This window comes from Streptomyces sp. NPDC014882, from assembly GCF_043081325.1.
Taxonomy (GTDB): domain Bacteria; phylum Actinomycetota; class Actinomycetes; order Streptomycetales; family Streptomycetaceae; genus Streptomyces.
Genome location: NZ_JBIBWL010000011.1, coordinates 196,257 through 206,389 on the forward strand (window position 1 = coordinate 196,257; position 10,133 = coordinate 206,389).

The following is a 10,133-nucleotide window of genomic DNA, read 5'->3' on the forward strand; positions in this document are numbered from 1 at the left end:
CGGGCCGCCCGCTCCCGGACCGGCCCGCCCCTCCCCGAACCGTTCGGCCCCGGTGTCCGCCTGGACACCGGGGCCGGTCCCGCCCGCCCGTGCGGGCCGGTCAGAGCGGGTTCACGCGGTACATCGGGAAGTACGACCCGATCCTGCCGTTCGCGTAGTCGTCGGCCAGCTCGGGCACCCGGTCGAAGTCGTAGACCACGTCCGACCCCTTCGGCGCCATCCAGCCCTCGGCCTCCTGGAAGTCCCGGATGCCCGGGGAGTCCTGCAGCCGCCACACGTGCGTGTTCACGTGGATGTGCCGGCTGATGCACTCGGCCCCCCGCAGGTGCGACAGGCGCATCCCCGCCTTCCAGCCGCACGTGGTGACGACGCCCTCGCGGGCCAGGGCCCTCAGGGTGACGTCGTACAGGGGCTCGCCGATGTTGTCCACGAAGACCGCGACCCCGTGGCCGTCGCTGAGTTCACCGACGACGTCCAGGAAGTCCCCGACCGACGTCCGGCGCCGCCGGTGCCGGTCCCGGTCCGTCCGTTCCTCCCGGGTGGGCAGCGAGAGGGCGGGGAACCGGCGGCGGTCCACCGCGGTGATGCCGTTCTCCCGCAGGAAGGCGACACGCTCGTCCGAGCCCGCCGTCATCGCCACCCGGAAGCCGGCCCGCTTGGCGAGCATCAGCTCGGCGAAGGCCACACCGCCGCCCCAGCCGAACACCAGGTGGTTCGCCGGATCGTCGTCGGGGACCTGGGACCGCCAGCACCCGTACGCCTTCTGCCAGTTGTCCCAGGCGGTGAAGTACCGGCCGTACGTGGCCCACTGGGGCAGCGAGTACGCCGTGCCGTCCGGGATCGGCAGCAGCAGCCGTGCGTCCATCTTCGACCGCTCGGTCAGCAGGCCGATGGTGTGGGGGGCGTCGTAGGCGTAGGCGAGTTCGGCGTAACCGAAGCGGTCGAGCCTGCCGAACGGCAGGAGCAGGCACAGGTCCCCCTCCCGGACCCGGACGTCCCGGCTCCCCGCGTTCACCCGGAGCACGCGCACCACGCCGAGGTTGCCGAGGACCACCGCGTCCTCGCCGCGGCTGCTGCACACGTCGATCGGCGAACGGGCCAGCGCGTGGTCGACGTTGGCCTCCCAGGAGCCGAGGATCGGCTCCACCAGCGCCTCACCCTCCTCCAGCGGGCCGAAGGTGAACCGGCCGCGTCGCAGCGCGCCGCCGGGTCCGCCGTCGTGTGGGCCGGCCACCGCACCGGAGTGCAGGACCCAGGCCTCTGGTGAGTAGATGACAACCTCCTGTGATCGAGTGTGTTCCCGGGGTCCCGGGAGCCCGGGGTCCCGGGAGCCCGGGGTCCCGGGAGCCCGGGGTCCCGGCGCGGTCAGGGGGCCGTGACGGCCGGCACCCGGTAGTCCACCGAGACACCGCCCCACGCCTCGCCGGCGCCGTAGGCCACGGCCCCGAGCCGGCCCGCGGCGGGCAGGGAACCGGCGTCCAGTTCCTCGGCGAACGCCAGCGGGATCGAGGCGGACGACGTGTTGCCGGAGTTCTCGATCCGGTTCACGAAGGGCACGCCGAGATGGGCGGTGAAGCCGCGGACCTGTTCCAGGATGCGGCCGTTCGCCTGGTGGCCGACCAGGACGGTCGGCGCGGGGCCGTGGTCGAAGAGGTACTGCGCCGACTCCGACATCCGGCGCACGGCGCGATCGTACACCTGCGTCCCGTCGAGGTGGATGCCGCCGGAGCCGGTCTCCCGCATGAGCGCCTCCCGGGACCCGTCGCAGCCGGCGACCTGGCGGAAGCCCGCGAACTCCGGGCGGTCCTCCAGCAGGACGGCCGCGGAGCCGTCGGCGAAGATGCAGGCCGTCTGCCGGTCCTCGCGGTCGACCAGCCGGGACATGGCCTCCACCGAGCACACCAGGACCGACCGCGCCTGTCCCGCGTCGCAGAGCGAGAGCCCGGTGACCAGTCCGTAGACGAAGCCGCAGCAGGCCGCGTTCATGTCGAAGGCCAGCACCGAGGGCCCCAGCCCGAGGAGGTGCGCCACCTTCTGCGCGACACCCGGCACGCGCTGCCGCACCGAGGTGCTGACGACGACCAGGGCACCGATCGAGGAGGGGGCGGCCAGCCTGGTCACGACCGGCGCGCAGGCCTCCGCCGCCACCTCGGCCAGCGGGGTCCCCTCCGGCAGCCAGGAGCGGGCCGCGATGCCGCTGCGGCGCCGGATCCACTCGTCCGTGAGACCGATCGACGCGAAGTGGTCGTTGCCGATCGTCCGGCCCGGCTTCGCGGTGGAGACGTCGACGATGCCCGCGCTCATCCCCGGCTCGCCAGCTTCACGAAATAGGTGCCGAAGTCGTCCAGGAAGGCGAAGCCCGCCGTCTCCCTCAGGTCGCCCTTGACCTGGAGCTCGGCCTCCAGCCGCTGGTGCAGCTCGACCAGGTCGAGGGAGTCGAGGTCGAGGTCGGCGACCGGCCGGGCGAGGTCGCCGGGACCCGACGACGGGTCGCGCTCGCGCAGTTTGGCCAGCATGACGTCCGCGATACGGCTTTCGATGTCGCTCATGTTCCTTCTCCGTCTCCGTCCAAGTGACTGGATCTGTGGGTCTCGGGACAGCCCGTCAGTCGACGGCCAGCCGGTACAGCGCCTCACCGGACCTGAGGATCGCGCCGGTCGCCGCGGAGTGGGCCGTGACCCGTCCGCCGCGCTCCGCCACGATCTCCGTGCTGGCCTTGTCGGTCTCGACGACCGCGATGACGTCGCCCCGCTCGACCCGGTCGCCGACACCGGCGACCCACTCGATCAGCAGGGCCTCACCGAGGCCGTGTCCGAAGGCGGGAACGCGCATGTCCACGGAGGAATCGCTCACTTCGTCATCACCAGCACCTCGTCCTTGATCTCCCGCACACCGATCAGGTAGTCCTTCTCGGAGTCCGCCGGGGGGTAGGCGCGGCGGTCGGGCGCCAGCCGGCGGACCGGGGCCCGGAGCGCGCCGAAGCCGTGCTCGGCCACCGACGCGGCGATCTCGGCACCGATGCCGACGTCCCTCGACCCCTCGTGCACGATCAGCAGCCGCCCGGTGCGGGCGACGGACTCCAGCACCGTGTCCATGTCGAGCGGAGCCACCCAGCGCAGGTCCACCACCTCGGCGTCGACCTCGGGGGCGAGCGCGTGCGCCGCCTCCAGCACCTCGTGGGTCACCGCGCCGAACGTGGCGATCGTCAGGTCCGTGCCGCGCCGCACGACCCGGGCCGCGGTCGGCGACCCCGCCGGCTCGGGGTCCCGGGCGGGCGTGCCGCGCCGCCAGTACAGGCGGATCGGCTCGTACACCACCACGGGCGAACCGAGCGTCACCGCGTACCGCAGGATCTGGTCGGCGTCCTCGCCCGTGGAGGGACACGCCACCGAGATCCCCGGGACGCGGGCGAAGAGCGCCTCGTTGGACTCGCTGTGGTGCTCGACGCCCCGCACGCCGCCGCCGGTGGGGATCCGCACCACCAGGCTCGGGCTCACCTGCCCGTTCCACCGGTCGCCGATCCGGGCCGCCTGGGTCACCAGCTGGTTCACCGCGGGATAGGTGAACCCGTCGAACTGGATCTCGCAGACCGGCACCAGTCCGCTCATCGTCATGCCGACGGCCTGGCCGACGATGGTGGACTCGGCCAGCAGCGAGTCGCGCACCCGGTCCGCGCCGAAGCGTTCCCGCAGGCCCCGGGTCACCCGGAACACGCCTCCCAGGCGTCCGATGTCCTCGCCGAGCAGCAGCAGCTTCTCGTTCTGTTCGAGCAGCTCGGCGAGGGTCGCGTTGATCGACTCCGCCAGGGCGGGGGACCGCACGGTGCTCGTCACGCGTACTCCTTCATCAGCCGCTCGCGCAGTTCGCGCACTTCGGCGTCGACGGCTTCGAACCACGCGGTGTCCACCAGGCCCAGGCCGCTCAGCCCGGCCGCGTAGGCGGTCACGGGGTCCGCGGCCCTGGCCCGCGCGATGTCGTCCTGGTCGCGGTACACCTCCTGGGCGTCGGAGGTCGAGTGGCCGTGGATGCGACTCACCTGGATCTCGACGAGACGGGGCGCGCGCTTCCCGCGGACGTCGGCGGCGGCCCGGGAACAGGCCGAGAAGACGGTCTCCGGGTCCTGCCCCGGGATCCGGACGGACTCGATCCCGAAACCCCGGGCGCGCTCGGCCAGCGAGGTGCGCATCTGCTCCCCGGCCGGTTTCGAGATGGCCCAGCCGTTGTTCTGGCAGACGAACAGCACGGACGCGGACTCGACGGCGGCGAGGTTCATCGCCTCCGACATGTCGCCCTCGCTGGTGGCGCCGTCGCCCACGTACACGACGACGAAGTCCTCGAGCCCCTGCAGCCGCTGCCCGATCGAGTAGCCGACGCCGTGCAGCGTCTGCGCGGCCAGGACCAGGGTGTAGGGGAAGAAGCGCAGCCGTCGCGGGTCCCATCCGCAGAACGTGCGGCCGGCCCACTGCGCGACCAGCTCCTCCGGCTCCACCCCCCGCAGCAGGGCGACCGCGTGCTCGCGGTAACTGGGGAAGACGGTCGGGGCCGGACCCACGGCGAGCGCGGAGCCCACCTGCGCGGCCTCCTGCCCCTGGCAGGACAGCCAGAGGTCGAGCGCACCCTGCTTCTGGAGCTGACGGGCCTCCTCGTCGACGCCTCTCGCCACCAGCATGTGGCGCAACAGCGACCGTCGTGTGTCGTCGTCGGGATCCGTCGCGTACTCAGGTTCTGACTTCGAGTCCATTGATCACCAGTCGTGGGTTCGTCGATGAGCTTTCTGTCGTCGTGCCGCACGGGGCACCCGGGTCCCTCCGCCGGAAGGGGAGCCGCACGCCGGCGGCCGGACGGGGGACACGGGCGGGAGGAAGGGGCCGGTGTTCACGCGCGCGGGGCCGCGGACCGCCGGCCGGCGGGCGGTGTCGCCGCACGCCCGTCCGGCACGTCCGCCCGTGCCCGCTCGCCGGGTGGAGCACCCGCGAGCACGGCTTCGGCCCATGCGTCGGTCACCTCGGGAATTCCTTTGCCCTCGTCGTGTCGTGAGCGCGGTCGCGCAGGTCCGCATTCGGCTGCGCGTTCTCGATCGCCCCGGCGGGAGGAGACGGGCTGAGCCCGAATTCGAGCAGGCCCGGCTACGGGCCACTGCCCGGTCATCGTGGCACAGGACCCCGGTGGGGTACAGGTACGGCCGGACTGCCGGCCGGTGACGACGGCCGGTGGAACTGCCGCCCTTGTGGCGTCAGTTGCCGGGTCTTAGCGTGGCGTCATCGTTCCGGGGCGGCCGCGGACGACGGGTGTCCCGTCGACGGGACGGCGCCGGACCCGTGACCGGCCCCGGCGAGGTGCGGTTCCGGGGGCGACGCGCAATTCCGGGTCGCCCCGTGAGGGGCGGGGACCGACCGGGCCCCGGTGAATCGCCGTCCCGAGTCGCCCCGTGACGGACAGGGGCCGTCCGGCCCTCGTGTTCTTCCCTCCGAGTGATTCCGATTCATCGCAAGCGTTCCGAGCCATTCCCATTCATTCGGAGTCCTTCCGATTCTTTCCGAGTGATTCCGAGTGATTCCGATTCATGTCGTGACGATTAAGGACGGTGCCCGTGAGCACGAACCCCTTCGACGATCAGGACGGCCGTTTCCTCGTCGTGGTCAACGACGAGGAGCAGCACTCCCTGTGGCCGGTGTTCGCCGAGGTGCCCGCGGGCTGGCGGGTGGTCTTCGGCGAGGCGGCCAGGGCCGAGTGCCTGGAGTACGTCGAGCGGAACTGGACCGACATGCGTCCCAGGAGCCTGCGGGAGGCCATGGCGGCGGACTGAACGCCGCCCGGACCCGCCGGGGGAGGGGAACACGATGTCCGTACCACGCACGTGCCGGGAGCCCCGCGCGCGGCGGATCGCCGGCTGCTCGGTGTACGCCCGGGCGAATGCTCCGGCGCGCGGATGAACGGGGGGAACGTCCTGTGAGAACCGCGAGCGGTCGCCGGGTGCGGCCGGGGGACACCGCTGGTGAGCCCGCGCAGCGCGAGGTGGTCCTGCCCCTCGTCGGCGACCAGGCGAGGATGCAGAAGTCGGGGATGACCTTCCCGCGGAACCTGTCGGAACGGTCCTGGGAGCGGATCGGGACCGGCCTGCGCGAGCTCACGAACTCCTCGGCGTGGTGGCTCGCCGACTGGCTGATCTTCGGGGAGGCCGCCTACGGGCTGCGGCGCTACCGGGAGGCGATCGAGCGGACCGGGCTCGACTACCAGACCCTGCGCAACTACGCCTGGGTGGCCCGGCGGTTCGAGCACCACCGCAGGTGGGACAGCCTCAGCTTCGCCCACCACGCCGAGGTGACCCGCCTGTCGCCGCCGGAGCAGGACCACTGGCTGCGCAGGGCCGAACAGCAGATGTGGTCGCGCAACGAACTCCGCCGGGCCCTCCGCGCCGGCCTGGCCGAGCAGTGCCACCGCGGCGACGTCCTCCCGGCCGGCGGGGACGGGAGGCAGGAGGCGCCTCGGCCGGCCGGGCCGGCGGGCGCCGACGGGCGCCGGCGGAAGGTCGCCACGCTCACCATCGAACTGCCCGTCGGCCAGCTGGACCGCTACGCGGAGGTGGCCGCCGCGCACGGGCTGCCCGTCGACAAGTGGGTGGCCCAGGTACTCGAAGCGGCCGACCGGCGCGGCGCCTAGAGGCGTACGGCCTGGAGGCGTACGGCCTGGAGGCGTACCACCTGACCGTGCGCCACCTGCCGGTGCACCGACCGACCGTGCGCCACCCGACGGTGCGCCAACCGACCGCGCACCACCTGACCGTGCACCGACCGACCGCGCACCACCTGACCGCGCACCGACCGACCGCGCACCACCTGACCGTGCACCGACCGACCGCGCGCCGCCCGAGCCGCCGGACGGGCCGCCTTCCCCGCGGTGCGCCGACGGCTCGCCCGACCGGACACCCGTCACATCGGAGTCAATTGATGATCCTTCAGGGAAAGCGGGTCGCCCTGCCCTCGGCACCCGTCGTCCACCGGCGGTTCGAGGAACACGCGAGGGCCACCCCCGACGCCGTCGCCGTCTTCTGCGCCGGACAGCAGGTGACGTACACCGAACTGGACGCGCGGGCCAACCGGTTCGCGCACCTCCTCCTCGCGCGCGGACACGGCCGGGGCGCCAAGGTCGGCATCTGCCTCGACTACTCGGTCGACATGGTCGTCGCCGTCCTCGGCACCCTGAAGGCCGGTGCGGCCTACGTGCCGTTCGACCCGTCCTACCCGGCGGCGCGACTCCGGCTGCTGCTGGGGCAGGTGCCCGGTCTCGCCCTGATCGTGGTCTCCGCGGCGACGGCCCCCCTGGTCGGGCCGGCGGCCGTCGAGACCGTCGGCGTCGAGGAACTGCCCGGCCGCCTCGAGGGTCTCCCGACGACCCGTCCCGACGTCCCGGTCACCGGGGACGACGTGTGCTACGCGGTCTTCACGTCCGGGTCGACCGGCACGCCGAAGGTGACCGCGGTGCGGCACGAGGGCTGGTTCAACCTGCTGAACTGGCTGACGCTCGAGTACGGCCTGCACTCCGGCTCCCACAACCTGGTCGTCAGCGCGTTCGGGTTCGACCTCTCCCAGCGCAGCCTGATGATGCCGCTGTTCTGCGGCGCCACCCAGCACCTGATGGCGAGCCGGAACTTCGACGCCGCGATGGCCTACCGGATGCTCGGCCGGCACGGGATACGCGTCGTGAACTGCGCCTCCAGCACGCTGTACCTGCTGGTGGACTGGGAGACCGCGCGCGGCGGCGACGCGCTCACCCGGCTCGACTACGTGCTGTTCGGCGGCGAGCCGCTGCACGTCGAACGGATCGCGGACTGGGCGCGGCGCGAGGGGAACGGCTGCACCCTCCTGCACCAGTACGGCGTGGCCGAGTGCACGGACGTCGCGACGTCGTTCGACCTCGCGGGCCACCTGCCGGGCGAGCACGACATCGCGCCCGTCGGCAGGCCGGCCCACAACACCGACATCCACATCCTCGACGAGCGCATGCGCGGGGTCGGGGTGGGGGAGTCCGGGGAGATCTGCATCTCCGGGGCCGGAGTCGGCGCGGGCTACCTGGGCGGCACCGGCCCCGAGTCCGGGCGGTTCACGACGGTCGAGGTCGACGGCGTACCGCGCCGGCTGTACCGCACCGGGGACCGCGGCCACGTGAACGAGGCCGGGGACCTGGTCGTCGCCGGCCGGATGGACGCGCAGGTGAAGGTGCGGGGCATGCGCATCGACCCCACCGACGTCGAACGCGCGCTCGGCAGACTGGCCGGGGTCCGGCAGGCCGCCGTCGTGGTCGGCCGCACCGGCTCCGGCGAGGCCGAGCTGATCGCCTTCGTCGTCCCGGCGGGCGACGACCTCGCCGAGAACGACGTGCGCGCCCGCCTCCTCGAGGCGCTGCCGCGGAACATGGTCCCGGCCAGGTTCCTCAACATCCCGCGGATTCCGCTGAGTCCGCACGGAAAAACGGACCGCGCGGCGCTGGCCGAAGAATTCCGGAAGCAGTACGCCGACCACGGCACGACGGCATGACCGACGGATCCCGAAGGCCGACGAAAGGACTGTGATGATCGCCGACAAGGTGCACGCCATCTGGTGCCGTGAACTCCAGCGGAACGACATATCGGCCGACGACGACTTCTTCGCCCTGGGCGGCCAGTCCGTGATCATGGCCAGAATCCAGGGGGCCTTCATCGAGGAACTCGACGTCGAGGTGCCGGTGGACCAGATGTTCCTCAACCCCACCGTGGCGTCGATTTCCGAATACATCGAATCCCTGGGTGCGACAACCCCGTAGCGGAACCGACGTCACGCGTCACCTCCGGGACCGGCAGCGGGTGCTCCGTCCCCTGCGTCGGCAGCGCGCTCACCCACGACGGCATTCTCGCCGCGGCCGCGGCCGCGGCGAGATCCGAAAACTATTTGGCAAGAGAGGCGCCATGTACGACGTGATGGTCATAGGTGCCCGTTGTGCGGGTTCGCCGACGGCGATGCTGTTCGCGCGGCAGGGTTATCGCGTCCTGCTCCTGGAGAAAGCACGGTTCCCGCAGGACACGCTGTCCTCCCACTACATCCACCAGCAGGGCGTGGCGCTGCTCGACCGGTGGGGGCTGCTCGACGGGCTCCGCGACGCGGGCTGCCGGCCGATCACCCACCAGAGCTACGAGGCACCCGGGGTCCGCATCGACGGCTTCTCCCTGCCGATCGACGGCCTGCGGACCACGTACGCGCCGAGGCGGTACGTGCTCGACCCGATCCTCGCGGACGGTGCCGTGGCGGCCGGTGTGGAGTTCCGGCAGTCCTGCGCGGTCAACGACCTGCTGTTCGAGGACGACCGGGTCGTCGGGGTGCGCTACACGACGCCCGGCGGTGCCGAGGCGACGGAGCGGGCCCGCCTCGTCGTCGGCGCGGACGGCATGCGGTCGCTGGTGGCCCGCAAGGCCGGCGCGCACAACGTCATCGAACACCCGAGGATGACCTGCACCTACTACAGCTACTGGTCCGGGGTCCCCGCGCACTTCGAGCTGTACGAGCGGCCGGGGCGCTGGATCGGCGTCATCCCCACCAACGACGACCTCACGCTGCTCATGGCCTACTTCCCGCAGGAGGACTTCTCCGAGGTCCGCAAGGCCGTGGAACCCGCCTACCTCGACGCCTTCCGCACGACGGCCCCCGAGGTGTACGAGCGGATGTCGGCGGGCCGGCGCGAGGAGCAGCTGTACGGCACGGGACACCAGGAGAACTACTTCCGCAAGGCCTTCGGGCCCGGGTGGGCGCTGGTCGGCGACGCGGTGAACCACAAGGACTCCATCACCGCCCGCGGCATCACCGAAGCCTTCGTCCAGGCCCAGTCGCTCACCGAGAACATCGGGGACCGGCTGTACGACGACGCCGCGCTCGAGGCGGCGCTGCGGCGCTACGAGGACGAGCTGGGCGACGAGGCCCTCGACCACTACCAGGGCGCGCTCAACGTGGCCGAGCTCAAGCCCGAGGGGCGGGTCGAGATGCTGCGGAAGCTGGCCGGCCACCAGGGGCTGATCGACCGGTACTTCTCGACGCTGTCGGGGGCGTGCTCCATCGACGACTTCTACAACGACGAACTCTTGACCCTGCTCGACCAGGGCTGAGCGA

The 10,133-nt window shown here is 72.1% G+C and carries 11 protein-coding genes; 5 read left to right on the forward strand and 6 right to left on the reverse strand.

Annotated features, from left to right (window positions below; all coding sequences use genetic code 11):
* Positions 1-100 precede the first annotated feature (100 nt).
* The 6 genes from ACF09K_RS24510 to ACF09K_RS24535 all read right to left on the reverse strand — a co-directional run bounded on the left by ACF09K_RS24510 (position 101) and on the right by ACF09K_RS24535 (position 4,741).
* On the reverse strand, positions 101-1,234 hold the full coding sequence (locus tag ACF09K_RS24510; protein ID WP_392246691.1) for a zinc-binding alcohol dehydrogenase family protein: 1,134 nt from the start codon (positions 1,232-1,234) through the stop codon (positions 101-103).
* Positions 1,235-1,365: 131 nt separating this feature from the next.
* Positions 1,366-2,304, reverse strand: a complete 939-nt coding sequence (locus ACF09K_RS24515; protein ID WP_392246693.1) for a 3-oxoacyl-ACP synthase III family protein — start codon at positions 2,302-2,304, stop codon at positions 1,366-1,368.
* Complete coding sequence (locus ACF09K_RS24520) at positions 2,301-2,549, reverse strand: phosphopantetheine-binding protein (RefSeq protein WP_392246694.1); 249 nt, start codon at positions 2,547-2,549, stop codon at positions 2,301-2,303. The genes ACF09K_RS24515 and ACF09K_RS24520 overlap by 4 nt, the downstream gene beginning before the upstream one ends.
* 55 nt (positions 2,550-2,604) lie before the next feature.
* Entirely contained in the window at positions 2,605-2,853 is a 249-nt protein-coding gene (locus tag ACF09K_RS24525; RefSeq protein ID WP_392246696.1) for a biotin/lipoyl-containing protein, read from the reverse strand.
* Positions 2,850-3,833 carry an alpha-ketoacid dehydrogenase subunit beta gene (locus ACF09K_RS24530; RefSeq protein WP_392246698.1) on the reverse strand — a complete coding sequence of 328 codons (984 nt, stop codon included), beginning with the start codon at positions 3,831-3,833 and terminating at the stop codon, positions 2,850-2,852. Before ACF09K_RS24530 ends, ACF09K_RS24525 begins: the two co-directional genes overlap by 4 nt.
* On the reverse strand, positions 3,830-4,741 hold the full coding sequence (locus tag ACF09K_RS24535; protein WP_392246699.1) for a thiamine pyrophosphate-dependent dehydrogenase E1 component subunit alpha: 912 nt from the start codon (positions 4,739-4,741) through the stop codon (positions 3,830-3,832). The genes ACF09K_RS24530 and ACF09K_RS24535 overlap by 4 nt, the downstream gene beginning before the upstream one ends.
* Positions 4,742-5,590: 849 nt before the next feature.
* Between ACF09K_RS24535 and ACF09K_RS24540 the strand changes: the two genes are divergently transcribed.
* The 5 genes from ACF09K_RS24540 (at position 5,591) to ACF09K_RS24560 (ending at position 10,129) form a co-directional block, all read left to right on the forward strand.
* Positions 5,591-5,806 (forward strand): MbtH family protein, encoded by a 216-nt coding sequence (locus ACF09K_RS24540; protein WP_392246701.1) that lies wholly within the window; start codon positions 5,591-5,593, stop codon positions 5,804-5,806.
* A gap of 143 nt (positions 5,807-5,949) precedes the next feature.
* Positions 5,950-6,660: an LmbU family transcriptional regulator gene (locus ACF09K_RS24545; RefSeq protein ID WP_392246702.1), complete on the forward strand. Its 711-nt coding sequence runs from the start codon at positions 5,950-5,952 to the stop codon at positions 6,658-6,660.
* 287 nt (positions 6,661-6,947) lie between these two features.
* Complete coding sequence (locus tag ACF09K_RS24550; protein WP_392246703.1) at positions 6,948-8,534, forward strand: amino acid adenylation domain-containing protein; 1,587 nt, start codon at positions 6,948-6,950, stop codon at positions 8,532-8,534.
* 34 nt (positions 8,535-8,568) lie between these two features.
* Complete coding sequence (locus ACF09K_RS24555; protein WP_392246704.1) at positions 8,569-8,799, forward strand: phosphopantetheine-binding protein; 231 nt, start codon at positions 8,569-8,571, stop codon at positions 8,797-8,799.
* 142 nt (positions 8,800-8,941) lie between these two features.
* The gene (locus ACF09K_RS24560) at positions 8,942-10,129 is read left to right on the forward strand and encodes an NAD(P)/FAD-dependent oxidoreductase (protein WP_392246705.1); all 1,188 of its coding nucleotides are present in this window, start codon (positions 8,942-8,944) and stop codon (positions 10,127-10,129) included.
* The last annotated feature ends 4 nt before the right edge of the window (positions 10,130-10,133 follow it).